This window comes from Nocardioides sp. CCNWLW216, from assembly GCF_037120545.1.
Classification (GTDB): domain Bacteria; phylum Actinomycetota; class Actinomycetes; order Propionibacteriales; family Nocardioidaceae; genus Nocardioides; species Nocardioides lianchengensis.
In genome coordinates, this window is the sequence record NZ_JBBBBJ010000002.1 from 195,024 (window position 1) to 221,485 (window position 26,462).

Genomic DNA, 26,462 nt, shown 5'->3' on the forward strand with positions numbered 1-26,462 from the left:
CGGTGGACTGACGCTCGTCAGCCTAGACATCCGGACGTGCTTGCCCTTATTAAATTACGATCGTACGCTAATCGTGGGTTCCTACCGTGCGGACCCGTGCCGACGAAAGAGGGACGACCATGGCTTCCGTGCTGGTCACCGGGGCGGGCCGAGGAATCGGCTCGTCCATCACCCGCCACCTCAGTAGCCGCGGCTGGGAGGTCTACGCCACCGCCCGGTCGACCACCGCGGTCAACGACGCAGTGCTGGCCTCGGCCACGACGGCCCGCTCATGAAGGCGCTGGTCGTGTCGTCGTACAAGAGGCCGCTGACCCTGGCCGAGGTCGCGGCACCGCGGGTGGGCAACCGCGATGTCCTCATCCAGGTCGAGGCCACGGGGCTCAACCAGCTCGACGAGAAGGTCCGGCTCGGCGAGTTCAAGGCGTTCCTGCGCTACCGAGCGCCGTTCACCCTCGGGCACGACGTCGCCGGGACGGTCGTGGCCGTCGGCTCCGAGGTGACGGAGCTCGTCCCCGGCGACGAGGTCTACGCCCGACTCGGTGACGGCCGGATCGGCGGCTTCGCCGAGCAGGTCGCCGCACGGGTCGAGGACGTCGCCTTGCGACCGCACAACATCACCGCTGCAGAAGCCGCCTCCCTCCCCCTCGTCGCGCTCACCGCCTGGCAGGCCCTCGTGGTGGTCGGGCAGGTCCAGCCTGGGCAGAAGGTCCTGGTCCACGCCGGATCAGGTGGCGTCGGCAACATCGCGATCCAACTGGCCAAGCACCTCGGCGCCACCGTCGCCGCCACCGCGAGCGCGGCCAACGCCGACCTCGTCCGTGACCTCGGCGCCGACGTGGTCATCGACTACCGCTCGGCCTCCTTCGAGGAGACGCTCTCGGGCTATGACCTCGTTCTCGACGGCGTCAGCGGTGACAACGTGCTGCGGTCCCTGACGGTGCTGAGGCCCGGAGGAGTCACCATCGGGATCGCCGGACCCCCGACCCCGGAGTTCGCGCGCGAACTGGGGCTCAACCCGGCGCTGCGACTCGTGATGGGGCTGCTCAGTCGGAAGGTGCGGCGCGCAGCCGCCACGCTCGAGGTCCGCTACCAGTTCCTCTTCATGAGAGCCGATGGTCGTCAGCTCGCCGAGATCACCGCGCTTGTCGAGGCCGGCACCCTGCGACCAGTGCTCGGCAGGACGGTCGCCTTCGAGGACATCCCGACCGCCCTGTCGACGTTGGGCCGGGACGGCACCCCGGGCAAGACCGTCGCGCACTTGTCCTAGTCACCGACGCACGACCCTCCGATCGCACCAGAGAGCAGGACAGCATGACCATCACCTCGTACGCCGAAGCACCGACCAAGAAGATCTCAGCCGGGGGCGAGACCTTCGCCTACCGAGAGCTCGGACCCCCAAGCGGTGTCCCCGTCGTCTTCTTCGTCCACCTCGCCGCCACCCTCGACAACTGGGACCCCCGCATCATCGACGCCGTGGCCGCCACGCGGCACGTCATCGCCTTCGACCAACTCGGCGTCGGCGCCTCCTCCGGTTCGGTCCCGGACACCATCGAGCAGGCCGCCGACGACGCCTACACCTTCATCAGCGCCCTGGGCCACACCTCCATCGACGTCTTCTCGTTCTCGATGGGCGGCATGATCGCCCAGGACCTCATCGTCAAGCACCCCGACCTCGTACGCCGCCTGGTCCTCACCGGCACCGGCCCCCGCGGCGGCACCGGCATCGACAAGGTCGCTCGCACCACCTACTACGACATCGTGCGAGCCACCCTCACGCGCTCGGACCCCAAGGAGTTCCTCTTCTTCAACCGCAACTCTGGCGGCAAGAAGGCCGCGAAGGCCTTCATCGCTCGGCTGCGCGAGCGCACCCACGACCGGGACGCCACCATCAGCATCAGAGCGTTCCGCACCCAGCTCGCCGCCATCAAGAAGTACGGCCGCTCAGCGCCGTCCGACCTCTCGGTCTTCACCGGCCCCACTCTGATCGCCAACGGCGACCACGACCGGATGGTCCCCTCGGTGCTCTCCGAAGACCTGCACCGCCGGATCGCCGGTTCCGAGCTGATCATCTACCCCGACTCCGGCCACGGCGGCGTGTTCCAGTTCCACGAGGAGTTCGCCCCCGTCGTCGCCGCCTTCCTCGCCGATTGAGGCCGGCCCGACTCCCTCATCAGGTTCCAGAGCGCTCCGATGAGGGGCTCACCCCGACGCGTCCGCGCTCGACACGCATGTCACCGCCTCGATCCTGCTCTGGATGCGGGCCGACGAGATCGACCTCTACCGCCGCTGACGGGCCCCCAGCCGGACCGGGTCGGGGCTCGATGCGTCTGATGAGTCAGGCCGACCGGCGCAGCTCCTGTACGTCGCGAAGACCCGCGACGACCAGCTCGACGACCTCCCGAGGACCGACACCCAGGATGGCAGCGGCGTCGGTGCGGCAGAAAGCGAGTCTCGTCATCAGGAGCGAGGCGACGATGCTGCGTCGTTCGGAATCGCCGTCGACCAGGACGTCGCAGACGGCCGTCATCAACCGGAGTCTGTCGTCCGCCGGCGAGGACGGGCCGCGGTCCCCCAGCACGCGACGGAGACCCTGCACCAACGCCTGCTCCGCCCGCGCCGGGTCACCGGTGACCGCGACGGCGAGCCCGTAGGCCTCGACCCCTGCTGCGTCGTACAGCGCCGACGCTCGTTCCGCGATCTTCATGGCCCCCCGGCTCATCTCTGACATCTGAGGAAGGCGGTACCCAGCCGAGGCGATCTCGCACGCAGACGCTCAGTCGACGACCGCGCCCCCGAGCGCGTCGCGGACGGCCGCCTCGACGCCGGCCATCGAGGTGCCCTCGGCGACCACGACGACCGCCGTACGGGTGACGGCGGGGGCGTCGAACGTCTCGTGGACGACGGCCAGCGCCTCCCCGACCTCGCGGGCCGGGTCGTCGCACTCGCCGCGCAGCCAGCGGCGCAGCACCCGGTTGTGGGCGGCGACCACGGCCGCCGCGGTGACCTCGGCGCGCAGCTCGGCGGCCTCGGAGCCGTCGCCCCAGGCGCTGAGGTAGCGGCGGAAGAGGCGCTGGTAGCGGGCGCCGCTCACCAGCTCCCGCTCGCGCAGGCTGGGGACGGACGAGGTGAGCCGGTAGCGCTCGCGGGCCCGGTCGCCCTCGTCGACGTAATGGACCAGGACGGCCCGGACCGCGTCGGTGACGGCGAGCAGCGCGGAGTCCTCGTGGGAGCTGCGCAGCCGGCGCTCCACCTGCTCCAGCATCTCGTCGTGGTCGGGGAAGACGACGGCCTCCTTGGAGCCGTACTGGCGGAAGAAGGTGCTGCGGCTGATACCGGCCGCGCTCGCGATCTCGTCGACCGAGGTGGCGTCGTACCCGCGCTCGGCGAAGAGCCGGAAGGCCGCGGCTCGGATGTCGGGGGTCTCGCTCACAGGGTCAGTGTGGCGGATGGGGGTGACCGATGGGACTGAGTGTCATACAGTGATTCCAGATTCCATGCGAAGGGATTATCGATGACGCTCGTCTCGCCCGAGGCACGACGTGACAGCACGACCTGGGTCACCAGCGCTCCGCACCTGCAGCCGGCCGGTCCGGGCGGGCGGATGCCGTGGGGCACCCGGCACGCCCGGGTGAACACGGAGCCGTGGACCGCCTGCGGGCTGCCCGCGGCCACCTGGAAGGTCTTCTGGCACCTGCCCTTCGAGACGACGGGCGCCCAGGCCTGCCGGGGCTGCGTCGACGAGGTGCTGCGGGTGCGGGTCGAGGGTCGCGCTCGCGGCTGAACGCCCTCAGGAGTCGAAGCCGAGGCCGAGGCGGTCGAGCAGGCGCAGCCACGGGTGGCGGCGTCCGGTGCGGTCCTCGCGGGCCAGCGCCCAGCGGGTCAGGTTGATCCCGATCCAGGCCAGCGGCTCGGGCGGGAAGGGCAGCGGCCGGCGGCGGACCATCCGCAGCCGGGTGCGCTCGGTCGGACGGCCGTCGAGCAGGTCGAGCAGCACGTCGGCGGCGAAGCGCGACGCGCCCACGCCGAGGCCGGTGAACCCGGCGGCGTAGGCCGTGCGGCCGCCGTGCGCCGTACCGAAGAAGGCGCAGAAGCGCGTGCAGGTGTCGATGACGCCGGCCCAGCGGTGGGTGAACCGGACGCCGGCGAGCTGGGGGAAGGTGGCGGCGAAGTTGCGCTCCAGGACGTCGTACGTCGCCGCACGGTCCTCGTGCGCGGGGTCGATGGAGCGGCCGTAGTGGTAGATCGCGTCGTAGCCGCCCCACAGGATCCGGCGGTCGGGCGTGACGCGGTAGTAGTGGAACTGGTTGCCCGAGTCGGAGATGCCGACCGCGGGGTCCCAGCGGATCTCGGCGAGCTGCTCCTCGGTGAGCGGCTCGGTGGCCAGCACGTAGTCGTAGACCGGCACGGTGGCGTAGCGGAGCCGGCGCAGCGGACCCGGGAACACGTTGGTCGCCAGCACGACGTGGCGGGCCCGGACCGTCGCGCCCTCCGTGGTCGCGACGACCCCGCGACCGCTGCGCTCGAGGGCCAGCAGGCGGGTGCCCTCCGCCAGCACCGCGCCCTGCCGCTCGGCGGCCTCGGCCAGGCCCCAGGCCAGCCGGGCCGGGTCGACCAGCGCGCACTCGTCGGGCGTGTGCCGGCCCGCGAGGTAGGTCGGCGAGTCGACCAGCGCGCGGACGGCGGCCTCGTCGAGGAAGCCGGGCGTGCCGGGTTCGAGGTGCTCGACCTCGTGGGGCCGGGTCGCGACCGCGAGCGAGCCGCCGCGGACGAAGCCGCAGTCGATCCCGTAGCGGGCCACCGTCTCCTCGATCGCGTCGAGGTTGCGCAGGCCGAGCTCGTGCAGGTCGTCGTACTCGTCGGGCCAGCGGGTGCGGCCGTTGCTCTCGCCGTGGGTCAGGCTGGCCTCGCAGAACCCGCCATTGCGGCCAGTGGCGTGCTCGGCGATCCGGTCGGCCTCGACCAGCAGCACCCGGGTCCCGGGGTTCCGCTCGACCGCGCGCAGCGCCGTCCAGAGCCCGGTGAACCCGCCGCCCACCACCAGCAGGTCGACCTCGTGCTCGCCCGCGAGGGTCGGGCGCGCGGCGGGCCGCAGCGGGGTGTCGAGCCAGAGCGGGAGGGTGGTGGGCACACACTCAGCCTAGTGGGGTACGACGGAATCAGTCTCTTCGGCCACTCAAGACGACGGATTCCTGCCTTCAGGCCGGTGAAAGCCGACGCACTCGGAAGGTCCGGGGCCGACTGAGCGCGTCTCGCGATACCTGACTAGAGTCAGACACATGTCCGACGCCACCGCGGTCCTGCGCCGCTTCAACCGCAGTTACACCCAGCGCATCGGGGCGCTCGACGACTCCTTCCTGGGCCTGGGGCTCCCCCTCGGCGCGATGCGGGTGCTGTTCGAGACCGGCGACGGGTGCGGCGCCCAGGAGCTGCGCGAGCGGCTGGGGCTGGACTCGGGCTACCTGAGCCGAGTGCTGCGGCAGCTCGAGGACCGGGGCCTGGTGGCGGTCGAGGCCGACCCGGCCGACCGGCGCCGTCGTACGGTCACGCCGACGTCGGCGGGTCGTCGTACCCTCCGGACGCTGGACGACCGATCGGAGGAGCTCGCGGCGCGGCTGCTCGCGCCGCTCACCGAGCGGCAGCGCGACCGGCTGACCGAGGCGCTCGCCACCGCCGACCTGCTGGTCCGGGCCGCGACCGTCTCGCTCGACCCGGTCGACCCCGCCTCTCCCCCGGCCCGGCACGCGATGGGTCGCTACTTCGACGAGCTCGACCGGCGCTTCCCCGGCGGGTTCGACCCCGGGCCGGTGGACGACGTCTCCTCGATGACCGCCGCCCGCGGCGGGACGTTCGTGGTGGCCCTCAGCGACGGCGTCCCGGTGGCCGCCGGGGGCGTCCAGCGGATCGGCGAGGGCGTCGGTGAGATCAAGCGGATGTGGGTCGACGACGCCTGGCGCGGCGCGGGGCTCGGATCGCGGATGCTGCGGCACCTCGAGGCCGAGGTCGTGCGGCTCGGGTACGACGTCGTCCGCCTCGACACCAACCGGGCGCTGGGCGAGGCGGTCGCGATGTACGCCCGCGCGGGCTACCGCGAGATCGGGCGGTACAACGACAACCCGTACGCCGAGGCGTTCTTCGAGAAGGAGGTCGGCTGAGTCAGCGCGCCCAGGTCGGGACGACCGCGACGCCCTCGACGGCCCTTGGGCGTCGTCCTCGACAGCGACGAGCCGGACCGGTCGACGACGGGCCGGGACCCGGCCGCGCCCGATCTGCCGGCTGCCCCGGTGCTGGCGGGGGCCGTCGCCCGGGCCCAGTTTGCTGGCCGACCCGCCCCGGAACCTGTCGTCGCGACTGACGCGGCTCCGCGGACCCGGCCGCCGGACCGAGACCTCAACCACCCCGACGCCGAGTCGTTGCGAGTTCGCGACGACTCGGCACCGAACTCACGCCGACTCGGCGAGGAGGCGGTAAGCGTCCCGGGTGAGGAAGGCCAGCTGGGCCGGCTTGGTGGAGAGCTCGACGACCGGGCCTAGCTCGAAGCCGAGGCGGGTGACCAGGGCGACCGCCTTGTCGTTGCGGGCGTCGGGCTCCACCACCAACCGTCGTACGGCGGGGTCGGCGAAGACCCGGTCGAGGAGGAACGCGGTCACGGCGGCGGTGAACCCGGGCTGAGCGACGGTCGCCTCGGCGAGCATGAAGTGGACGCCGAGGTCGCCGGGCTGCACGTCGTAGAGGCTGCCGATCTCCTCGGCGGTGGGCTCGTAGTCCTGGTAGAGCGCGACCGGCTCGCCGCCACGGCGCACCAGCCAGACGTGGTGGGTGGGCTGCTCGTCGAGCCAGGTGTAGATCTCGCGGACCTCCTCCAGCGTGCGCTCCTGCATCATCCAGAAGCGGGCACGGTCGGCGACCACCCAGGCGTGCAGGAGCTCGCTGTCGCGGGCGGGGTCGAAGCGGTCGACGGTCAAGTTCACAGGTCCTCCGAGAGCTGGTCCCAGTCGGTGACGACGGGCGCGAGCTCGCCGGCGACCCAGAGCGGGAGCTGGTCGTGGTGGTGGGGGTCACGGGGGTCGGCGTGCGCGCCGAGCGGGACGACCCAGCCGGACGCCGAGCGGTCGGCGAGGTCCCAGACGTAGCGGGCGACCGAGCCTCGGTAGCAGGCGTCGGTCAGGCCGGGCACGGAGCCGGTGCAGCGCACGCAGTCGGTGTCGCCGGAGACGGGAAGCGGCGGCACCGGCGGCGGGTCCAGGTCGACGCTGGCGACGTCGAAGGCGTGCGCGGGGGTGACGACGTGGGTCGCGCCCCAGGTCGCGGGGTGGCCGACGGCGTCCTCGAGGGCCGCAGCGGCGTGCGCCCTCAGGTCGATCCCGTACGGCGAGCCCGCGTCGGCGAGCGTCTCGAGGGCGAGCCCGATCCGGCCCGCCGCGTCGAGCCAGGGGGCGAAGACCCGGTCGTGCCGCTCCTCGAGCAGTGGCGCGAAGACCGGCTCGGCGGCCAGCCGCACCACCAGCGCGCTGCGCCAGGCCGCGAACGCCGCCGCCCCGACCGAGGTGGCGTCCATCCGCCCGTCCCAGTCGAGGATCTCGCTCCGCACGATCGCACCCGGACCGCCGGCGTCGACCGAGCGGACCAGCTCGCGCAGGGCGAGGGCCGGCAGCGACAGCGTGTCGTTGTGGAAGGCCGCGAAGTCGTCCGGCGCCAGGTCGGTGCGCCCGTCGAGCAGGGCGTGCAGCCGCTGCGCCCGGTGCGGCGGCGCGAACCCGGTGCCGATCGGGTCGCTCTCGGCGCCGCGTCGCTCGTTGGCGGTGACGACGTGCCCGTCGGCAGGTACGACGTGCCGCGGCAGTCCGCTCAGCCACCCGCGCCAGACGGCGTCCGCCGAGGCGGCGTCGACGATGCCGCGCCGGTTCGCGTCGTCGCGCACCGGCACCCGGCCGGCCACCCGGTAGCGGACCGCACCGGTGGTGTCGGCGACGACCACGTTGTTGACCGGTTCGACCCAGCCGTCGAGCGCGCGGTCGACGTCGTCGGCGGTGCGGGCGCGCAGCAACGGCAGCAGGGTGTCGAAGCCGAGGTCGCCGAGGACGATCGACGCGGCCCGCACCGACAGTCCCCGGCCCTCGTCGGGCCCACCCTCGAAGACCGGTCCCCGCTCGGTCACGACGACCTCGACGGGCTCGTCGTCCGCCCCGGCGACGGCCACCGTCTCCGTCTGGGCAGCCGCGGGGGCCCAGCCTTCGGGGCCGAGCGCCTCCACCCCGTCCGGGGTACGACGCAGCCGCTCGTCGTAGACGTCCTGGTAGTCGGCCATCGCGTTGGTGATCGCCCAGGCCACCCCGCCGGCGTGCGCGAAGTGCTGCACGCCGGGGACCCCCGGGAAGGCGAAGCCGACCACGTCGAACGCGTCGTCGGGGTCCTCGCAGGCCAGCCGCACCTGCTGGTAGACGCCGGGCGACTCGATCACGCGATGCGGGTCGCCGCCGATCAGCGGGAGCCCGCTCGCCGTGCGTCCTCCGCCGGCCGCCCAGGCATTGCTGCCGCTGGTGTGCGGCCCCTCGTGGGAGAGCAGCGACGCGTCGGCGCCGAGCACCTCGCGGGCGCGGTGCGACCACAGCTTGCCGGGCAGGCTGGCGAAGAGCAGGTGCTGGGCGAGGAACACCGCGAGCGACGTCCAGTCCTCCCACGGCTCCGCGACGATCCCGACGCCGCCGAACTCGGGTGCGTCGGAGTGCAGGCCCGCGTTGATGCCCGCGACGTACGACGCCAGGAACGCGCGGGTCTGCGCGGACAGGCCGGCGTGGGCGCGACGGGCGGTGGCGGCGATCGTCGTACGACGGGCGAGGCGGTCCCACGCCAGCGCGTGCGGGCCGAACGCCGCCGCGGTCGTGCCGGTCGCGCGGCGGCGGAGGAACTCCAGCTGCCAGGCCCGGTCGCGAGCGGTGACCTCGCCCTGCGCGAACGCCAGGTCGGCCACCGAGGAGGCTCGCACGTGCGGCACGCCCTGCGCGTCGCGGAAGATCCGAGCCCCCATAGTTAGGTGACCCTAACCCACAGTGCTCACGTGACGACCGGCAGCCGCACGTGGAAGGTCGTGCCCTCCCCCGCCTCCGAGGTCACCGCCACCGAGCCGCCGTGCTTCTCCACGATGCCGCGCACGATCGAGAGCCCGAGCCCGCTGCCCTGGATGGCGTTCTTCTGGGCCAGCTCGGAGCGGAAGAAGCGGGTGAAGAGCTTCGGCTGCTCGCTGACGGGGATGCCGATGCCGGTGTCCGCGACGTCGAGCTGCGCGAAGTCGCCGAGCACCGCGAGGCCGACCGCCACCCGGCCGCCGTCGGGCGTGAACTTGACCGCGTTGCCGACCAGGTTCACCACCACCCGCTCCATCAGGTCGCGATCGCCCAGGAACGGGACGGGCTCCTCCGGCAGGTCGAGGCCCATCTGCAGTCGGCGCGACTTCAGCACCGGCAGCACCACGGCGTACCCGGCCTCGACGACCGAGCGCAGGTCGAAGGCCCGCTCGCCCGACAGCCCGGAGTCCTGCACCCGCGAGAGGGTCAGCAGGTCGTCGATCAGCCCCAGCAGCCGGTCGCTGTTGCTCGAGACCCGGCGCACGGCGTCGCGCTGCAGCGGCGAGAGGTCGCCGTACGAGCCGTCCTCGAGCATCTCGAGGTAGCCCAGGATGCTGGTGATCGGGGTGCGCAGCTCGTGGCTGACGCTGGAGACGAAGGCGTCCTTGACCGCGTCGACCTCGCGCAGCCGCTGGACCGCCTCCTCGAGCGCGTTCTGGGTGTGCAGCCGCTCGGTGACGTCCTCGGACGTGCTGACGTAGCCGATGACGTGGCCGCGCTCGTCGGCGATCTGCGAGAGCGTCATCGCGTGACTGCGCTCCTCGCCGTCCTTGCGCAGGAAGCCCATCGCGGTCGCGACCAGGTCGCGGTCCATGATCGCGCGCGCCACCGAGGCGTGGTCCGGGTCGACCCCGAGCTCGTCGGCCTTGCGGGCGATCGACTCCTCGGAGTGGAACATCCGGGTCGGCAGGCCGAGGACCTCCTCGCGGGAGTAGCCGAGCAGCCGCTCGGCGCCCGGATTGAAGAGGGTGATCCGGCCCAGGTCGTCGGTGCCGATGATGGCGACGCCCTGGGTGCCGTCGACGACGTTGCGCATCCGGTCACGCTCGGCGGCCGCGTCGCGCGCGGTCACGAGATGCACGCCCGCGCGCAGCATCAGCGGGACGACGATGAAGGCGCAGGTGGCGGCGTACGTCGCCAGCACGATCCCGCGGGCGTCGACGGACATGCCGTACTCGCTCGGGACGTCGGCGAACGGACCCCAGCCGACGGTGGTCATCCCGATCGCGAACGCCAGCACCGCGACCATCTGCAGCAGCGCCTCGAACGGCGCCATCCGGAACGCGCTCCAGGCCAGGATCGGCACGGCCAGGAAGACCAGGCTCGGGAAGTCGTGGGGCAGGAAGACCAGCGGCGTCACGACCGCGATCGAGATCCACTGGAGCACCCGCTCCAGAGGGCCCGCCGACGGCCCGTGGTCGGGCAGCAGGGCGAAGAGCGGGATCACGCAGAGCTGGCTCGCGAGGTGGGCGGTGCCGAGCGCGAGGGCCACCGTCCCCGGCCGACCCCAGTCGGCGAGCGCCGAGGTGACCAGTCCGGTCACCGCCGCGACGGCCCCGCCCACGATCGAGGCCAGGAAGTAGATCCGCAGGTCGAGGTCGGAGCGCAGGGTCAGCGGACCCGGGCGGCCGCGCTTGAGGATCCACCACACGACCGCGGTCTCGACGGCGATGCCGACGGCGTACCCCGCAGCGACGCCGGTCGGTCGGTTGACCGTGATCTCGACGAACGCGAGGAGCCCGACGGCGAGGATCACCAGCGGGACCTGGCGCCCGCGCGCGAGCAGTGCCGCTCCGGTCGCCAGGCCGACCGGCCAGATGCCGATCACCCGACCGTCGTCGGGGGCGCCCCAGACCGCGGCGGCGCCGAAGAGTCCGACGGCCACGACCAGCAGTGCGACACGCACTCCTGAGGACCGAGTCACTGCCACCCTCCCGAGCGCGATAAGACGCCTCGATCCAAACACATCCCACCCCGGGGCGCGGCGCTCATTTTGACGGTTCGACGCGCTGGGCTGGTCAGGTGGGCTAGTCATCTACGGTGGGCCGGTGACATCGGACACCAGCACCAGCAGTCGGCGACAGTACGACGTGGTCGTCGTCGGCGGCGGCCACAACGGCCTCGTCTCCGCGGCCTACCTCTCGCGAGCCGGACTCTCGGTGCTCGTCCTCGAGCGGCTCGACCACACCGGCGGCGCCGCGGTCTCCGCCCAGGCGTTCGCGGGCCACGACACCCGGCTCTCGCGCTACTCCTACCTGGTCTCGCTGATGCCCCAGCGACTGATGGCCGACCTCGGCCTCGACGTCGCGCTGGCCTCGCGCACCACCGCGTCGTACACCCCCTGGGTCCGCGACGGCGTCCACGGCGGCCTGCTGGTCGAGCGGCCGGAGGGCAAGAAGACCCGCAAGTCGTTCGCGAAGCTCACCGGCTCCGACGAGGAGTACGACGCCTGGACCCGCTTCTACGAGGGCGTCGGCGGCCTCGCCGAGGTGGTGGCGCCGACCCTGCTCGACCCGCTGCCCACCGAACGCGACATCCGCGACCGCGTCGACCCCGAGATCTGGCGCGACGTGGTTGAGCGGCCGCTCGGCGCCGCGATCGAGGAGCGGTTCCGCGACGACCTGGTGCGCGGCGTGGTCGGCACCGACGCGTTGATCGGCACCTTCGCCTCGCTGCACGATCCGTCGCTGATCCAGAACCGCTGCTTCCTCTACCACCTGGTCGGCAACGGCACCGGGGAGTGGCGGGTGCCGGTCGGCGGCATGGGCGCCGTCACCGACGCACTCGCGCGATCGGCCGTCGAGGGCGGCGCCGAGATCCTCACCTCGGCCGGGGTCAGCGCGATCCGCACCTCCCCCTCCGGCGACGGTGGCGCCGAGGTCACCTGGGACGCCGACGGCCGCTCGCACACCGTCGAGGCGCGCTTCGTGCTCGCGAACGTCGCCCCGTGGGTGCTCGGCATCCTGCTCGGCGGCGACGAGGACCCGGCGGCCAAGCCGGTCGGCGCCCAGCTGAAGATCAACTTCCTGCTCGACCGGCTGCCCGAGCTCCGCTCGGGGCGCAACCCGGAGGTCGCCTTCGCCGGCACCCTCCACCTGGCCGAGGAGCTCAGCACCCTGGAGACGGCGTACGCCGAGGCCGCCGCCGGTCGGGTCCCGTCGGTGCTGCCCGGCGAGGTCTACTGCCACTCGCTGACCGACCCCTCGATCCTCGGCGCGTCCGGAGAGGGACGGCACACGCTGACCTACTTCGGCCTACACACCCCCGCGACCCTCTTCGGCGCTGACCCCGGCACCGCCAAGGCGAGCGCCGTCGCCCGCGCCATCGCCTCGCTCAACGAGCACCTGGTCGAGCCGATCGAGAGCTGCGTGTCGCGCGACGCGAACGGCAATCCCTGCATCGAGGCCAAGATCCCGCAGGAGATCGAGGCCGACCTGGCCATGCCGGGCGGCCACATCTTCCACGGCGACCTGGAGTGGCCGTGGGCCCCCAACCGCTCCCGCCTCGAAACCCCGGCCCAGCAGTGGGGCGTGCAGACCGGCCTGGACGCCGTACTCCTCTGTGGGTCCGGAGCCCGGCGCGGCGGGGCCGTCTCAGGCATCGGCGGTCACAACGCGGCCCAGGCGGTCCTGGCCTCCCGCTGAGATGTCACGGCGATTTTTCCCCACTGCCGCGCGCTGGTACTGTTCTTCTCGCTTCACCGGGCGCCATTAGCTCAATTGGCAGAGCAGCTGACTCTTAATCAGCGGGTTCGGGGTTCAAGTCCCTGATGGCGTACAGATCAAGCCCCTGACCAGCGGAAACGCTGGTCAGGGGCTTTGTCGTTCTCGGCCACCCCGTTCGCGGCGCCCCCTAGTCTTGCGGGCGTGACTGCCGCGCCGCGTGCCCGATCCCCACGGTGGGAGGCACTGCGCGGCGAGCAGGAGGCGGCCGTGGCCGCGGCCATCATCGCCGTCGTCGCCGAGGACCCGTCCGGGCTGAGCGTCGCCGAGGTCGCCCAGCGCGCGGGGATCAGCCGCCAGACGTTCTACAAGCAGTTCACCTCACTCGAGGCTGCCGTGGCCGTCACCCAGCAGCGCGTGGTGACCGATCTCGGCCGCCGGATCGCCGAGGACCTCGCGAGCGGCCCGCCGCCGACCGACGGGCTCGAGAGGCTCCTCCGCATCTTCGAGGCCTCGTTCGAGATCTTCGCGGCCGACCCCGCCACCCTGCGGTTCACGAGCTTCTACGACTTCAGCTTCCGCGTGCACCGGATGAGCGCGGCCGACCGCGAGGAGCACCCGCTCGCCCCGCCCGCCGACGGCGAGGGCGGCATGCACGACCTGTTGCGAGCGGGGCAGCTCGACGGGTCCATCGACCCGAGCCTCCCGGTCGAGACGACGTGGCGCGCCCTCTCCACCTCGATGCTCGGGGTGATCCAGCGACTCCAGATCCAGGACGACTGGACCGACGGCCGCGACAGTGCGGCCCGCGCAACCTACGCCGCGATGATCGCCGTCTGGAAGAAGACGCTCGCCAGCTCGTAGGCCTCCCCTCTCCCCGGAAGGCGACGCACGTCGCCGACCGTCGGTCCGTCATACCCTTAACGGTCAACCATTGACAGGGTGTCAGCACTAAGTGACGATGACGCACGTCACATTTCTTGAAACGTTCCACTCCCGACGTGGTCACGCGTCCCTCAGAACGGATGAACCTGCATGAGAAGAACACCCCGGCTCCGCGCCGCCGGCACGTACGGCGCCTGCGCGGTCATCGCGACGTCGCTGGTCGTCGGAGCCACGCCCGGCGCGACCAGCACCGGCACCGCCGCGGCGGTCGCGCCCCTCGCCTTCAGCACCCCTGCCCCGGACCCGCTGACGAGCGCCTCGTCCTTCACGAACCCGTCGGCGGGCTTCCGGCCGATGATGCGCTGGTGGTGGGCGGCCCCGCTGACCGCCGAGCAGACGGTCGCCGACCTGGAGCACATGCGGGACGCCGGCTTCGGCGGTGCCGAGATCGCCTACGACGCCAGCAGTTGGGCCACCCCCGCCCAGCGCGACGCGCTCGGTGCGGCGATCGACTGGGCCGAGGAGCACGACTTCCAGCTCGACATGACCCTCGGCGCGGCCTGGCCCGTCTCGACCCCCGCCACCGATGAGGCCAGCGGACTGGCCGAGCTCGAGCTGCAGTACGGCCGGGTCGACGTCGCCGGGGGTGACACCTTCAGCGGGGCCCTCCCGACAGCGTTCGACGGCGTGACCGACCGGACGGCGACCCTGGTCGCCGTGACCGCCGCCCGGGTCACCAGCCGTGGTCCGGCTGTGACGACGGCCAACGAGCCGCCGGCGAGGTCGACCGTCCTCGACCCCGCCTCGATGGTCGACCTCACCGACGAGGTCGACGCGGGCACCCTCGACTGGACGGCACCGTCGGGCGACTGGATCGTCTTCGCGTTCTGGTCCCGCGCCTCATCCGGCGGGAAGACCGGGGTCGCCAACCTCTTCGACGCCGACAGCGCCCGCGCCGCCACCGACTACGTCGGGGACAACCAGCTCGGGGCCTCGAACAAGGCGGCCCTGCCGGGCGTCGGCGGCGCGTACTTCGAGGACTCGCTGGAGAACCACACGGCCTCGCAGTACTGGACTCGCGACATGCTGACCCAGTTCCAGGAGCGGCGCGGCTACGACCTGAGGAAGTTCCTGCCCCTGGTCTTCATGCAGGGCATGAGCCAGTACGCGTTCGCCTTCGAGCACACGGGTCAGCCCGGCACGCTTCCGCCGGCCGACTTCGCCCTCCCGGGCGGCGACGGGCAGCGAGTGCTCACCGACTACTGGCGCACCCTGGACGACCTCTACGCGGACGAGCACCTCCAGCCGTTCATCGAGTTCGCCGCCGAGACCGACATGCAGTTCCGCACCCAGGCGGCGTTCGGGGAGAGCCTCAACACGACCCGGGCGGCCCGTGAGCTCGCCCGGGCCGGCGGCCTGATGGACGACGAGTCGCTGAACGCCGGCGGCTGGGCCCCCGACGAGGTCCTGACCGCCAACGAGGGTTCCTGGCGCTTCATGGCCGACCACTACCGCTCCGCGGTCGGCGGCTCCCACCAGGGCGGCCAGACCCAGGTCAGCAGCGAGCTCGGGGCTGCCATCCCGGCCTTCATGCCGACCATGCGCTCCTATCGGCAGCTCATGGACACCTCGTGGGCGATGGGCATCAGCCGGCCCATCGTGCACGGCTACGCCTACCAGACCCCTCGCGCCGCGTGGCCCGGCACCAGCCGGTTCGGCGACATCGTCGCCGAGTCGTGGAACGCCGAGACGTTCCCCCAGTGGGACGACTGGGAGCCGCTGGCCGACTACTGGGCGCGCGGCACCTACGTGCTGCAGTCCGGGACCCCGCGCAGCGACGTCGCCGTCCTCTACGACGGCTTCCTGACCTCCGCAGCCACGCCGAGCCTCGGCGCCTCGGCCCCGCTGCCGGCCCTGTTCGACGGCCTCTCGGCCGAGACCCGCGGCTACCAGCTGCAGTACGTCGACTCCGCGGGCCTCGCCGAGCCGGAGGCCGCGGGCAACGGCGTCCTCTACCCCGAGGGCCCGGCGTACCGGGCCCTGGTCGTCGACCAGCGGTCGATCGACCCCGCCGCCGCCGAGGCGGTCGCGGCCCAGGCGGAGGCAGGACTGGCCGTGGTGCTCGTCGGCGACGTCCCGAGCCGTTCGGCGACGTACGGCGCGGACCCGGCTGCCGCGGACGCGCGCGTCGTCGCGGCGGTACGGCGGATCCTCGCCGCGCCGTCGGTGCGCCGGGTCGCCTCCGACGCCGGTGTCGGCGCCGCCCTCGATCGTCTCGGGGTCGGTCCCGACACCTCGTGGTCGACCGGTGACCAGCTCTACAGCCAGCACCGGGAGACGGCGTCGTCCGACCTCTACTACGTCTACAACCCGACGACGGAGCCGATCACGACCGACATCGCCTTCGCGGCGACCGGCAGCCCCCGCGAGCTCGACCTCTGGACCGGGACGACGACGGCCCGGGCCGAGTACCGGCGGGTCGGCGACCGGGTCGTCGTCCCCGTCACCCTGGCGCCCGGAGAGAACACCGTGCTCGGCTTCCCCAAGAGCCGGGCAGGCGAGCGCCTGCACGTCACCTCGGCCGGCGGGTCCGACGTCACCTTCGCCGGCACCGGTGCCTTCACGGTCTCCAGCACCACCGCGGGGTCGCGCACCGTCACCTACAGCGACGGCCGGGCGTCGACGGTCACCGTGCCGACGCTGCCGGCGGCCCTGCCAGCCACGACGTGGGACCTGCGCGTCGAGGCCACCGGACCCGAGTCGGAGCAGCCCACCGTCGAGCTGTCCGACGTGACGCCGGCCGACTGGCGCTCGATCGACCAGCTGGAGGACATCGCCGGGGTGGGCACCTACACCACCACCGTCGACCTGCCGCGGTCGTGGACGACCGCCGACCGCGGGACCCGGTTGGACCTCGGCAGGGTCGAGGGCGGATCGGTCAAGGTCTACGTCAACGACCGGCTCGCCACCCCCGACGTCACCGCCGTCTCGCAGATCGACGTCACGCGGTTCCTCCGGCCCGGGCACAACGAGCTCCGGGTCGAGTTCCGCTCGACGCTGCGCAACAAGGCCACCTCGCTCGGCATCGGGACGCTGCTCGGGGCCACGACCCAGGCCACCGGACTGCTGGGGCCGGTGCGGCTGGTCCCGGATGCCCGCCAGCGGGTCGCCCCGACCCGGTCCTCGGCGCCGGTGAAGAAGGTGACGCGCGTCCAGAAGGTCGGCCAGCACCCGCGGAAGGCTGTCGCCGGAAGGCGCTTCAGCCTGCGGGTGTGGGTCAGCTCCCCTGCCGGCGGGCAGCCGAGCGGGCGGGTCCGCGTGCTCCGACACGGTAAGGAGCTGGGATCGGCCCGGGTGGTCGACGGCGTCGCCACGGTGCGCGTGAAGCTGTCGCGGGCGACGCGCCCCGGGAGGGTCACGGTGGTGCTGCGCTACAGCGGCGACGCGTCGTACCGGGCCGATCGGGCGGTGACCAGGGTCGCCGTCGCGAAGTCCCGACGTCGATGATCTGACCCCCCGACGTGCGCGGCGGGCCCCGGCAGCACAGACGCTGCCGGGGCCCCTCGCTACCCGGACCGCGCCGGGAAACCCCGGCCGGAGGGCCCCGCGTCGGAGGACTCCACTAACGTGGGGTGGTGAGCCATCCCCACCCCGAGCTGCAGCGTCCCCCCAAACTCCCCGTTGACGGGCTGCGGATCGTCGGCCTCGGCGGCCTCGGCGAGATCGGTCGCAACATGACCGTCTTCGAGCACCGAGGCAAGCTGCTGATCGTCGACTGCGGTGTGCTGTTCCCCGAGGAGCACCAGCCGGGGATCGACGTGATCCTCCCCGACTTCACCTGGATCCGGGACCGGCTCGACGACGTGGTCGCCGTGGTGCTCACCCACGGGCACGAGGACCACATCGGCGGCGTGCCGTACCTCCTGCGGGAGCGGCGCGACATTCCGGTCGTCGGCTCGCGCCTGACGCTGGCGCTGATCGACGCCAAGCTGAAGGAGCACCAGATCAAGCCGGTGCTCAACCAGGTCAAGGAGGGCGACCGCCTCACCCTGGGGCCCTTCGACATCGAGCTGCTGGCCGTCAACCACTCCATCCCCGACGGGCTCGCCGTGGCGATCCGCACCCGGGCCGGGCTGGTCCTGCACACCGGCGACTTCAAGATGGACCAGTTCCCGCTCGACGACCGGATCACCGACCTCCGCGCCTTCGCGCGCCTCGGCGAGGAGGGCGTCGACCTGTTCCTGACGGACTCCACCAACGCGGAGGTCCCCGGGTTCACCATGTCCGAGCGGGAGCTCACGCCCGCCATCGAGACCGTCTTCCGTACGGCGCCCCGCCGCGTCATCGTCTCCAGCTTCGCCAGCCACGTGCACCGCATCCAGCAGGTCCTCGACGCCGCCGAGGCGCACGGCCGCAAGGTCGCCTTCGTCGGCCGGTCGATGGTGCGCAACATGGGCGTCGCCCGCGACCTCGGCTACCTGCGCTACCCCGAGAGCCTCGTCGTCCCGTTCGAGCAGCTGGAGCGGATGAACCCCAAGAAGGTCGCGATCGTCTGCACCGGCTCGCAGGGCGAGCCGATGGCCGCGCTCGCGCGGATGGCCAACCGCGAGCACAAGATCCGGATCGGCGAGGGCGACACGGTGCTGATGGCCAGCTCGGCCGTCCCCGGCAACGAGACCGCCATCTCCTCCCTCATCAACGGCCTCACCCGCTGGGGCGCCAACGTGGTCCACAAGGGCAACGCCAAGGTGCACGTCTCCGGCCACGCCAGCGCCGGCGAGCTCGTCTACTGCTACAATATCGTCCGGCCGACCCACGTGATGCCGGTCCACGGCGAGTGGCGCCACCTGAAGGCCAACGGCGACCTGGCGATCCGGACCGGTGTCGCCCCCGACCGCGTGATCATCGCCGAGGACGGCGTGGTCGTCGACCTGGTCAAGGGTCGCGCCAAGATCACCGGCAAGGTCCCGGCCGGCAACGTCTACGTCGACGCCCAGACCGTCGGCGGCGCGACCGAGACCACGCTGAAGGACCGCCGTACCCTCGCCGAGGAGGGCGTCGTCACCGTGCTCGCCCTGGTCGATGCCGACAACGGCACGCTCGCCGAGGAGCCGGACTTCCTGGTCCGTGGCTTCGTCCACGAGCCCGACGCGTTCCACGCCGCGATCCCGGTCGTCGAGAAGACCCTGGCCCGGGCCGCCGCCGAGGGCATCGGTGACGCCCACCAGCTGGAGCAGATGATCACCCGCGAGGTCGGGCGTTGGGCCTACAAGAAGTACCGCCGCAGCCCGCTGATCATCACCATCGTCGTCGACGCCTGACGGGCGCCGCACGGGCGGCGTGAGTTTCATCGGCTGGCCGATGAACCTCGCGCCTGGACGATGAACCTTCGTCGTCCCGGCAGGAGGTCTGTCGGCCAGCCGACGAAACTCTCGACCCGGCCCGGCGGCGCCCCTCACCGGACCCTCCGAGCGTTCACCTGCTCGTCGGCCAGCGGTCAGGGACCCGGACGGGATCGTTCTCCCGCACCCGGGAGGGTCTCCCCCCGGTGCCCGTCCGGCACCTCGCCACCGCACCGGAGAGCACCTCCTTGTCGACTGCCCCGCCCCGCGGCCGCGCCGCCCTGGTCCTGGCCCTGGCCGCCCTCCTGGTCCTGGTCGCCGGCCCGGCACGGGCCCATCCCTTCGGCCCGCCGCAGCAGGTGACCGTCGACGCGGACGGCGACCCCGGCACGGTCCGGGTCCACTGGCAGGTCGGCGGCACCGACGACCTCACGCTGCTCGCCGTCTCCCTCGGCGTGCTGCCCGAGGACCGGGTGCTGCTGGACGGCGCCGTGGCCTACGAGGACGACGACGCCGCTGCCCTGGCCGCCGCACCCGCCTTCCGCGACTACCTGCTGGACCACGTCGTGGTGGAGGGGAACGGCGCCGCCTGCGCGGGCGAGGTCACGGCGGACGACGACCTGGCGACCGCCGGGGTGCGGCTGGACTTCACGTGCGCCGACGACGTCACCACCGCGGCGGTCGAGGTCACCATGCTCACCGACCTGCACCCGGCGTACCGGACGCTGGCGACGGGGCCTGCCGGCCAGCGGGCGGTGTACGACGGCGAGCAGACCCGCCACGACTGGACCCTGGGCGAGCACGCCGGGAACGGCGGCACCGGAACGAGCGCGCTGCTGCAGGTGGGCGCCGTGCTCGGCGTCCTGCTGCTGGGCGTGGTCGCCGGCCTGGGGTGGCTCCGGCGCCGAGGCGGCCGCTACCCGTCGTAGGGGACCTCGGTGCGCCAGTCGCCCTCGTCCTGGCGGGCCGCGGCGACCAGCGCCTCGGCCACCCGGTCGGGGCTGAACGGCCCGTCGCCCCCGAGGGTGCCGTTCACGGTGACGGAGACCGCGCGGATCCCGTCGTCGCGCAGGGTCGCGTCGAGGCTGTGCACCAGGTTGCGGACACCGGCCTTCTGGACGCCGAGCGAGGCCGCGCGGTGCCAGGGCCGGTCGGCGGCCATGCTGCCGGTGACCGTGATCCGGCCGCCCTCGACCAGCAGCGGCCGGACCGCCTGCACGGCGGTCAGCAGGGCACCGACGCCCAACGCGACGTCGGCCAGCAGGTCGGGCACGCTCAGCTCCAGCGGGTCCCGCTCGCGGAACGCGCTGGGGTTGAAGTGCAGGACGTCGACGCGGCCGAGCCGCTCCGCGACCCGTCGTACGGCGTCCGCCGCCTCGGGACCGGTCACGTCGACGATCTCCGTCTCCACCCGTACCCCGGACGCACCGAGCAGCTCAGCGAGCGACGCCACCTGCTCGCCGTTGCGGCCGAGGAGACCCACCGACCAGCCGTCGGCGGCGTACCGGCGGGCCAGCGACCCGCTCACCCCCGGGCCGGCGCCGACGACGACCACCGCACGCGTGCTCATGGGCCCACCGTAGTCAGGGCCGTCGCTTGCCCTGCGACTTCCCCTTGCCCTGACCGGCCTTCCTCTTCGCCTTCTTCGCCTTCTTGACGGCCTTGCCCGGTCGGGGCTTCACGGTCTTCTTCGCTGCGGTCTTCTTCGCCGCAGTCTTCTTCGCCGCGGTCTTCTTCGCTGCGGCCTTCGTCGTGGCGGCTCGCGCCGGCTCCGCGTCCGGGACGACCACCGCCGCTGCCGCCACCGTGGGCGAGGGGTCGGGAACGGTCGGCGTGGCCGCGGCGCTCGGCGTGGGCTTCGCCGCCGCAGCCTGCTCGGGGCCATCCGAGCGACCCACCACACCGGCGACGGCGATCAGCAGCGCGAGCGCAGCAGCGATCCCGGCCGCCGGGACCCAGGTCGCACGCCGACGCCCGCTGAGGGCGACCGCCGCCGTCGCCTCGTCGGGTACGACGGTCTCCGCGTCCGGGTCGGCCAGCGCGGCGAGCCGGTCCGCGACCTCGACCGCGGTCGGCCGCTCGACCGGATCGGTCGCGGTCATGCCCGCCAGCAGCCGGGGCCAGCCGCGGGGCAGCGAGACGGGGATGGTCGGGTTGCGGCGCAGCCGGGCGAACGCGGCCTCGACCGAGGTGCCCGGGTAGGCCCGCTCGCCGGTCACCGCCTCCAGCAGCACCAGCCCCAGCGCATACACGTCGGTCGCGCCGCTCACCTCGTCGCCGCGGACCTGCTCGGGGGCGAGGTAGGCGGCGGTGCCGACCGTGAAGCCGGTGCGGGTGTGCCGCAGGCTCTCGTCGACCAGCCGGGCGATGCCGAAGTCGGCCAGCCGAGCTCGGCCCGACGCGTCGACCAGGACGTTGCCGGGCTTCACGTCCCGGTGGATCACCCCGGCCGCGTGCGCTGCGGCCAGCGCGGCGGCGACCTGGACTCCGACCCGCGCCGCCTCCCGTGCGTCCACGGCCCGCCCGGCGAGCTCCTGGGCCCAGGTCCGGCCGACGACCAGCTCCAGGACGAGGTAGGGATGCTCCCCCTGGGTGCCGGCGTCGAGCAGCAGCACCAGCCCCGGGTGTGACAGCCGCGCGAGCACCCGTGCCTCGGCGGCGAATCGCGCACGGTCGGCCTCGGTGTCCGGCGAGTCGCGCAGCACCTTCACGGCCACCGGGCGGTGGAGCAATCGGTCCTCGGCGGCGTAGACGTCCGCCGACCCGCCCCGGCCCAGGACCTCGCCCAGCACGTAGCGGTCGCGCAGGAGGGTGCCGGGACCGATGCTCACGATGCTCCAGTGCCCTCGCGACGGCCCTCGTAGCCAGTCGAACTGGCTAGAGTTCTCCCGAGGCGCTTGGTTGTCGGGCGCAACCACCTCTCGAGGAGCACCGTGTCCCCCTTCGCCGCCCGCGGCAGCCGTCCGATCACCTTCGCCGTCCTGACGGTCGCGGTCATCTCGTTCGTGCTGCTGCAGTCGCTGGTGGTGCCGGTGCTGGCCGAGACGCAGCGCGAGTTCGGCACCGACCAGGCGACGACGACGTGGGTGCTGACGGCGTACCTGCTCTCCGCCTCGATCTGCACCCCGCTCCTCGGCCGCTTCGGTGACGCGGTCGGCAAGCGCCGGATGCTGGTGATCACCCTCGCCGCCCTGGCGGCCGGCTCGCTGGTCGCGGCCCTCGCGCCGAGCATCGAGTGGCTGATCGTCGCGCGCGTCGTGCAGGGCGCGGGCGGCGGGGTCCTGCCCCTGGCGTTCGGCATCATCCGCGACGAGTTCCGCGAGCGGATGACGACGGCGATCAGCGTGCTGTCCTCCCTCACCGCCGTCGGCTTCGGCGCCGGGATCGTGCTCGCCGGACCGATCGTCGGGACGCTGGGCTACGACTGGCTCTACTGGCTGCCGATGATCGCCACCAGCCTGGCCGCGCTGGCGGCCCTGCTCTACGTGCCCGAGTCCCCCGTCCGTACGCCCGGTCGGCTGCCCGTCCTGCCCGCCGTCCTGCTCGCGGTGTGGCTGGTGGCGCTGCTGCTCGGCCTCAGCGAGGGCAACACCTGGGGCTGGACCTCGGCCCGGGTGCTGGGCCTCTTCGTCCTGGCCGCCGTCGGGGCGACCGCCTGGGTGCTGGTCGAGCGCCGGGTCCCGGTCCCGATGATCGACATGCGGATGATGCGACTGCGCGGCGTCTGGACCACCAACCTGGTCGCCCTGTTCGTGGGCTTCGGCACGTTCGCGTCGTTCGGCTTCCTGCCCCAGTTCCTGCAGACGCCGACGGCGGCCGGCTACGGCTTCGACGCGACGATCAGCGAGTCCGGGCGACTGCTGGTGCCCTCGGCCCTGGCCAGCTTCGTGGTCGGGTTCAGCACCGCCCGGCTGGTGCGGTCCTTCGGCGCCCGACGGGTCATCCTCACCGGCGCCGTCCTGACCGGCCTCGCGTTCTTCTCGATCGCGCTGTGGCACGACGCGACCTGGCAGCTGTACGCCGCCACCACGCTGCAGGGCGTCGGCTCCGGCCTGGTCTTCTCCAGCCTGGCCGGCGTGGTCGTGATGTCCGTGCCGCCCGAGCAGACCGGCGTCGCGAGCGGCATGAACGCCAACATCCGCACCATCGGCGGCTCCCTCGGCTCGGCCGTGATGGCCGGCATCGTGACCGCCCAGGTGGGCCCGCTCGGCATCCCCGAGGAGTCCGGCTACACCGTCGGCTTCGCCGTGCTCGGCTTGGCCATGCTGCTCGCGGCCGCCGGCGCCGCGTTCGTGCCGGATCTGCGGCGCTCCGGCACCAGCGGACCGCTCGAGGACGCCGACAACGCGGAGCTCGGCTACGTCCCCGCGGCGAGCACGCAGCAGACCTAGGGGCGCCTAGGCCGGCGCCCCGGCCAGCTCACGGTCGATGTCGGCCACCCCGACGGAGCGCCGCAGGGCGACGACGAGCACCACGGCCAGGCCGACCAGCAGCGCGCCGATGGCCAGGATCTCACCTGCGGCCGGCAACCGGGTCAGGGAGTACGCCGTCGCCGCGACCAGCGCGGCCGCGGGCACCGTGACCGCCCAGGCGACCAGCATCCGGCCCGCGATCCCCCAGTGGACGGCCTGCCGCGGCCAGGCCAGGCCCACTCCGGTGACCGCCCCGGCCGTGGTGTGGGTCGTCGACACCGGGACGCCGAGCAGCGTGCTCGTGAACACCGCGGCCGCCGCCCCGGTCTCGGCCGCGAAGCCCGACGCCGGGCGCAGCTCGGTGATCCGCATGCCCATGGTCCGGATGATCGACCAGCCGCCCGAGAGCGTCCCCGCCGCGATCGCGCCGTGCGCGGCCAGCACCACCCATAGCGGGATCTCGATCTCCCCCGAGGCGCCGGCGAGGTGGCCGGTGGCGACGAGCAGCGCCGCGATCACCCCCATCGTCTTCTGGGCGTCGTTCGCCCCGTGCCCGAGCGCCATCGAGGCCGAGGAGACCAGCTGCAGCCCCTTCCAGGTGCGCGAGTCGTCCTCCAGCGACGTCCCGCGCTCCAGCAGCCGGGCCAACCGGCCGACGCCGTACGCCACGACGGCGCCCGCCACCGGGGAGACGACGATGAAGATCGCGATCGTGCGCACCTCGCCCCAGGCGATGGCGTCGGTGCCCGCCGCGGCGACGCCCGCGCCGACCAGGCCCCCGACCAGCGCGTGCGAGGACGAGGACGGCAGTCCGAGCCACCAGGTGAGGTAGTTCCACACGATCGCCCCGACGAGGGCCGAGAACACCACCGGAACTCCCACGGTGGCGGAGTCCACGACCTCGCCCACCGAGTTCGCGACGGCCGTACCGAAGAACAGGAAGGCGATGAAGTTGAAGAAGGCCGCCCACGCCACCGCCACCCGGGGCCGCAGCACCCGGGTCGCGACGATCGTCGAGGCCTGGTTGGCGCTGTCGTGGAAGCCGTTCGTGAAATCGAAGAGCAGTGCGAGCGCGACGACGCCGATCACGGCGAGCAGGGTCTGGTCCATGCCGTCCCGGTGACCTCCCGGGTGAACGGGACCCGAATCCCCGGCATCGGGAGAGTTTGCTCAACAAAACCTCAAGACGCCGTCAAGACCGTCAGTAGGTTCGCCGAACCCTCTCGTTGAGGTCTCGATCCGATGTCACGCTTTTCCTGTTCTCCCCCCGACAGTCTCGGAGCATCCGATGCGATTCCGTACCACCGCCCTCGTCGCCGCCGCGGCCCTCGCGCTGGCCCCGGTCCTGGCCGGCGCCGCCAGCCCGGCCGCCGCCACGGCCGCCGTCTCGTCCTGCGCCACCCTGAGCTCCGGCCAGGTCGACCCGAGCGGCACCCCGCGCGCCGTCGCCGCCATCGCCCCCGGGGGCCACCTGGTCACCGGCTACTGCGTGCAGGCCGGCTCCGCCGCCCCCGTGTACGTCGACCTCGCCGCCCCCGTCACCTGGACCGTGATCCGGGGCGCGGCCGGCATCGCCCACTACTCCTACGCCTGGATCGCCACCGACTCCACCGAGGTCGTCGAGCCCGGCCAGGAGCCGTCCGTCCCGGACGAGGCGCCCGAGCTGCCCTCGACCCCGGCTCCCGCGCTGAACCCGTGGGACTGGAACTGGACCTACGCCGCTCCGACCTGTGACGCGCTGACCGTGCGCTACCCCGCCAACATCCCGGCCGGGCAGTCCAACGACGTCAACATCCGCTTCAACAGCAACCTGGGGCGGACCACGTTCAACTACCACAACAACGAGGGCACCTGGTCGGGCACGACGAGCTTCCCCTACGCCCAGCACCCGGCGTACCCGACCAGCGGCCTGCGCTGGTTCACCGTCGAGTGGATCCAGGTCGCCGGCACCAACTACCACTGGCAGGGCGCCCTCAACTGCCTGGTCGGCTCGGACGGCAAGGCCGAGACGGTCGACGTGCCGCAGGCGGTCACCAGCATCTCCGGGTTCAACACCAGCACCGTCAAGGTCCGGGTCGGTACGACGGTCGCCGCCGACACCGTGGTCCTCGCCAACGTCGACCTCTCGGCCGTCGTCCTGCAGCGCTGGACCTCCGGCCGGTGGGCCGCCGTGAAGACGGTCGCCAAGGTCGACGGGGCCATCAAGGTCACCTTCCCGAAGGAGACCCGGCCGGGCACGGTCACCTACCGCCTGGCGGCCCCCGACACCGACTTCGTCACCGGTGCGGTCACCAAGAACCTCGTGGTCAAGGTCGTCAAGGCGCCGAAGAAGAAGCGTCGCTGACCTGCAGCACCCGCTCCTGGGAGGGAGCAGCACCACGCGAGGGCCGGTCCCGGGAGGGGGACCGGCCCTCGTGGCGTGACGGGGGTCGGCTCAGAGGTAGAGGCCGGTGGACTCGTCGCCGAGCCGGTCGGCCGCGACGGCGTGCACGTCCCGCTCGCGCATCACGACGTACGTCTCGCCGTGCACCTCGACCTCGGACTTGTCCTCGGGGTCGAAGAGCACCTGATCGCCGATGACGACCGCCCGCGCCTGCGGGCCGACGGCGACGACCTTGGACCAGGCCAGCCGCTTGGCCCCCATGGCCGCGGTCGCGGGGATCACGATGCCGCCGGTCGACCGGCGCTCCCCGGCGTCGCGGTCGACCTCCACGAGGATGCGGTCGTGCAGCATCTTGATGGGGGTCTTGTCGCTCATCGGGCTACTTCAGGGCCTTCCGGACCACGACGACCAGGACGACGGCGCCGACCACGCCGCCGACGACCTTGAGGATGTTGTCGGTGCGCGGCTGGCCGGTCTCGACGTCGACGAAGTGCGCCTTCAGCGAGGCGACCTCGCGACCGACGATCGTCTTGGGGCTCGACCGGTAGAGGAGCTGGTCGATCGTGGTGGCCAGGCGCTCGCGGGTCTCCTCGATCTCGCGCTCGAGGGAGGACGTGTCCTTGTCCTTGCTCACTTCTCGTCTCCTCGGGGCCGCC

General features: G+C 72.7%; 23 protein-coding genes and 1 tRNA gene. 13 read left to right on the forward strand and 11 right to left on the reverse strand.

Annotated features, from left to right (window positions below):
• The first annotated feature begins 119 nt into the window (after window positions 1–119).
• The 3 genes from V7S47_RS05300 to V7S47_RS05310 are packed head-to-tail and all read left to right on the forward strand — an operon-like array spanning window position 120 to window position 2,151.
• Complete coding sequence (locus V7S47_RS05300) at window positions 120–275, forward strand: SDR family NAD(P)-dependent oxidoreductase (protein ID WP_336560587.1); 156 nt, start codon at window positions 120–122, stop codon at window positions 273–275.
• Window positions 272–1,267, forward strand: a complete 996-nt coding sequence (locus V7S47_RS05305) for an NADP-dependent oxidoreductase (RefSeq protein WP_336560588.1) — start codon at window positions 272–274, stop codon at window positions 1,265–1,267. Before V7S47_RS05300 ends, V7S47_RS05305 begins: the two co-directional genes overlap by 4 nt.
• A 44-nt stretch (window positions 1,268–1,311) precedes the next feature.
• Complete coding sequence (locus V7S47_RS05310; protein ID WP_336560589.1) at window positions 1,312–2,151, forward strand: alpha/beta fold hydrolase; 840 nt, start codon at window positions 1,312–1,314, stop codon at window positions 2,149–2,151.
• 184 nt (window positions 2,152–2,335) lie between these two features.
• Here the strand turns inward: V7S47_RS05310 and V7S47_RS05315 are convergent, their stop codons facing one another.
• Entirely contained in the window at window positions 2,336–2,719 is a 384-nt protein-coding gene (locus V7S47_RS05315) for a hypothetical protein (protein ID WP_336560590.1), read from the reverse strand.
• A gap of 54 nt (window positions 2,720–2,773) precedes the next feature.
• A complete protein-coding gene (locus tag V7S47_RS05320) occupies window positions 2,774–3,430 on the reverse strand; it encodes a TetR/AcrR family transcriptional regulator (RefSeq protein ID WP_336560591.1) in 657 nt (218 codons plus the stop codon).
• Between the two features lie 81 nt (window positions 3,431–3,511).
• Here V7S47_RS05320 and V7S47_RS05325 point away from each other — a divergent pair, with 81 nt between their 5' ends.
• Window positions 3,512–3,781 (forward strand): hypothetical protein, encoded by a 270-nt coding sequence (locus tag V7S47_RS05325; protein ID WP_336560592.1) that lies wholly within the window; start codon window positions 3,512–3,514, stop codon window positions 3,779–3,781.
• A gap of 6 nt (window positions 3,782–3,787) precedes the next feature.
• Here the strand turns inward: V7S47_RS05325 and V7S47_RS05330 are convergent, their stop codons facing one another.
• The gene (locus V7S47_RS05330) at window positions 3,788–5,128 is read right to left on the reverse strand and encodes an NAD(P)/FAD-dependent oxidoreductase (RefSeq protein ID WP_336560593.1); all 1,341 of its coding nucleotides are present in this window, start codon (window positions 5,126–5,128) and stop codon (window positions 3,788–3,790) included.
• A gap of 148 nt (window positions 5,129–5,276) precedes the next feature.
• Here V7S47_RS05330 and V7S47_RS05335 point away from each other — a divergent pair, with 148 nt between their 5' ends.
• Complete coding sequence (locus V7S47_RS05335) at window positions 5,277–6,152, forward strand: bifunctional helix-turn-helix transcriptional regulator/GNAT family N-acetyltransferase (RefSeq protein WP_336560594.1); 876 nt, start codon at window positions 5,277–5,279, stop codon at window positions 6,150–6,152.
• Between the two features lie 288 nt (window positions 6,153–6,440).
• Here V7S47_RS05335 and V7S47_RS05340 read toward each other — a convergent pair whose 3' ends face one another.
• The 3 genes from V7S47_RS05340 to V7S47_RS05350 are packed head-to-tail and all read right to left on the reverse strand — an operon-like array spanning window position 6,441 to window position 11,028.
• Window positions 6,441–6,962 carry a GNAT family N-acetyltransferase gene (locus tag V7S47_RS05340; RefSeq protein ID WP_336560595.1) on the reverse strand — a complete coding sequence of 174 codons (522 nt, stop codon included), beginning with the start codon at window positions 6,960–6,962 and terminating at the stop codon, window positions 6,441–6,443.
• A gap of 2 nt (window positions 6,963–6,964) precedes the next feature.
• Window positions 6,965–9,025, reverse strand: a complete 2,061-nt coding sequence (locus tag V7S47_RS05345; RefSeq protein ID WP_336560596.1) for a penicillin acylase family protein — start codon at window positions 9,023–9,025, stop codon at window positions 6,965–6,967.
• 26 nt (window positions 9,026–9,051) lie between these two features.
• The gene (locus tag V7S47_RS05350; protein ID WP_336560597.1) at window positions 9,052–11,028 is read right to left on the reverse strand and encodes a sensor histidine kinase; all 1,977 of its coding nucleotides are present in this window, start codon (window positions 11,026–11,028) and stop codon (window positions 9,052–9,054) included.
• A 142-nt stretch (window positions 11,029–11,170) separates the two neighbouring features.
• Here V7S47_RS05350 and V7S47_RS05355 point away from each other — a divergent pair, with 142 nt between their 5' ends.
• The 6 genes from V7S47_RS05355 (at window position 11,171) to V7S47_RS05380 (ending at window position 19,940) form a co-directional block, all read left to right on the forward strand.
• Entirely contained in the window at window positions 11,171–12,766 is a 1,596-nt protein-coding gene (locus V7S47_RS05355) for a phytoene desaturase family protein (RefSeq protein ID WP_336560598.1), read from the forward strand.
• A gap of 60 nt (window positions 12,767–12,826) precedes the next feature.
• Window positions 12,827–12,899, forward strand: a tRNA-Lys gene (locus tag V7S47_RS05360).
• A gap of 89 nt (window positions 12,900–12,988) precedes the next feature.
• The gene (locus V7S47_RS05365; RefSeq protein ID WP_336560599.1) at window positions 12,989–13,648 is read left to right on the forward strand and encodes a TetR/AcrR family transcriptional regulator; all 660 of its coding nucleotides are present in this window, start codon (window positions 12,989–12,991) and stop codon (window positions 13,646–13,648) included.
• Window positions 13,649–13,819: 171 nt separating this feature from the next.
• A complete protein-coding gene (locus tag V7S47_RS05370; RefSeq protein WP_336560600.1) occupies window positions 13,820–17,176 on the forward strand; it encodes a glycosyl hydrolase in 3,357 nt (1,118 codons plus the stop codon).
• Window positions 17,177–17,304: 128 nt separating this feature from the next.
• Window positions 17,305–18,990 carry a ribonuclease J gene (locus V7S47_RS05375; protein WP_170867081.1) on the forward strand — a complete coding sequence of 562 codons (1,686 nt, stop codon included), beginning with the start codon at window positions 17,305–17,307 and terminating at the stop codon, window positions 18,988–18,990.
• Window positions 18,991–19,259: 269 nt separating this feature from the next.
• Window positions 19,260–19,940: a hypothetical protein gene (locus tag V7S47_RS05380; RefSeq protein WP_336560601.1), complete on the forward strand. Its 681-nt coding sequence runs from the start codon at window positions 19,260–19,262 to the stop codon at window positions 19,938–19,940.
• On the opposite strand, the gene V7S47_RS05385 is transcribed toward V7S47_RS05380, so the two are convergent.
• Together V7S47_RS05385 and V7S47_RS05390 are read right to left on the reverse strand one after the other, a co-directional pair.
• Window positions 19,928–20,581, reverse strand: coding sequence for an SDR family oxidoreductase (locus V7S47_RS05385; RefSeq protein WP_336560602.1), 654 nt, complete (start codon window positions 20,579–20,581; stop codon window positions 19,928–19,930). The two genes, V7S47_RS05380 and V7S47_RS05385, sit on opposite strands and share 13 nt — an antisense overlap.
• Window positions 20,582–20,594: 13 nt before the next feature.
• Window positions 20,595–21,842: a serine/threonine-protein kinase gene (locus V7S47_RS05390; protein WP_336560603.1), complete on the reverse strand. Its 1,248-nt coding sequence runs from the start codon at window positions 21,840–21,842 to the stop codon at window positions 20,595–20,597.
• Window positions 21,843–21,944: 102 nt separating this feature from the next.
• Here V7S47_RS05390 and V7S47_RS05395 point away from each other — a divergent pair, with 102 nt between their 5' ends.
• Window positions 21,945–23,402: an MFS transporter gene (locus V7S47_RS05395; protein ID WP_336560604.1), complete on the forward strand. Its 1,458-nt coding sequence runs from the start codon at window positions 21,945–21,947 to the stop codon at window positions 23,400–23,402.
• Window positions 23,403–23,408: 6 nt separating this feature from the next.
• On the opposite strand, the gene V7S47_RS05400 is transcribed toward V7S47_RS05395, so the two are convergent.
• Window positions 23,409–24,533 carry an inorganic phosphate transporter gene (locus V7S47_RS05400; RefSeq protein ID WP_336560605.1) on the reverse strand — a complete coding sequence of 375 codons (1,125 nt, stop codon included), beginning with the start codon at window positions 24,531–24,533 and terminating at the stop codon, window positions 23,409–23,411.
• A 178-nt stretch (window positions 24,534–24,711) separates the two neighbouring features.
• Here V7S47_RS05400 and V7S47_RS05405 point away from each other — a divergent pair, with 178 nt between their 5' ends.
• The gene (locus V7S47_RS05405; protein WP_336560606.1) at window positions 24,712–25,767 is read left to right on the forward strand and encodes a hypothetical protein; all 1,056 of its coding nucleotides are present in this window, start codon (window positions 24,712–24,714) and stop codon (window positions 25,765–25,767) included.
• A 90-nt stretch (window positions 25,768–25,857) separates the two neighbouring features.
• Here the strand turns inward: V7S47_RS05405 and V7S47_RS05410 are convergent, their stop codons facing one another.
• Together V7S47_RS05410 and V7S47_RS05415 are read right to left on the reverse strand one after the other, a co-directional pair.
• The gene (locus V7S47_RS05410; protein WP_090857804.1) at window positions 25,858–26,181 is read right to left on the reverse strand and encodes a GroES family chaperonin; all 324 of its coding nucleotides are present in this window, start codon (window positions 26,179–26,181) and stop codon (window positions 25,858–25,860) included.
• A gap of 4 nt (window positions 26,182–26,185) precedes the next feature.
• Window positions 26,186–26,440 carry a DUF3618 domain-containing protein gene (locus tag V7S47_RS05415; protein WP_090857807.1) on the reverse strand — a complete coding sequence of 85 codons (255 nt, stop codon included), beginning with the start codon at window positions 26,438–26,440 and terminating at the stop codon, window positions 26,186–26,188.
• Between the last annotated feature and the right edge of the window lie 22 nt (window positions 26,441–26,462).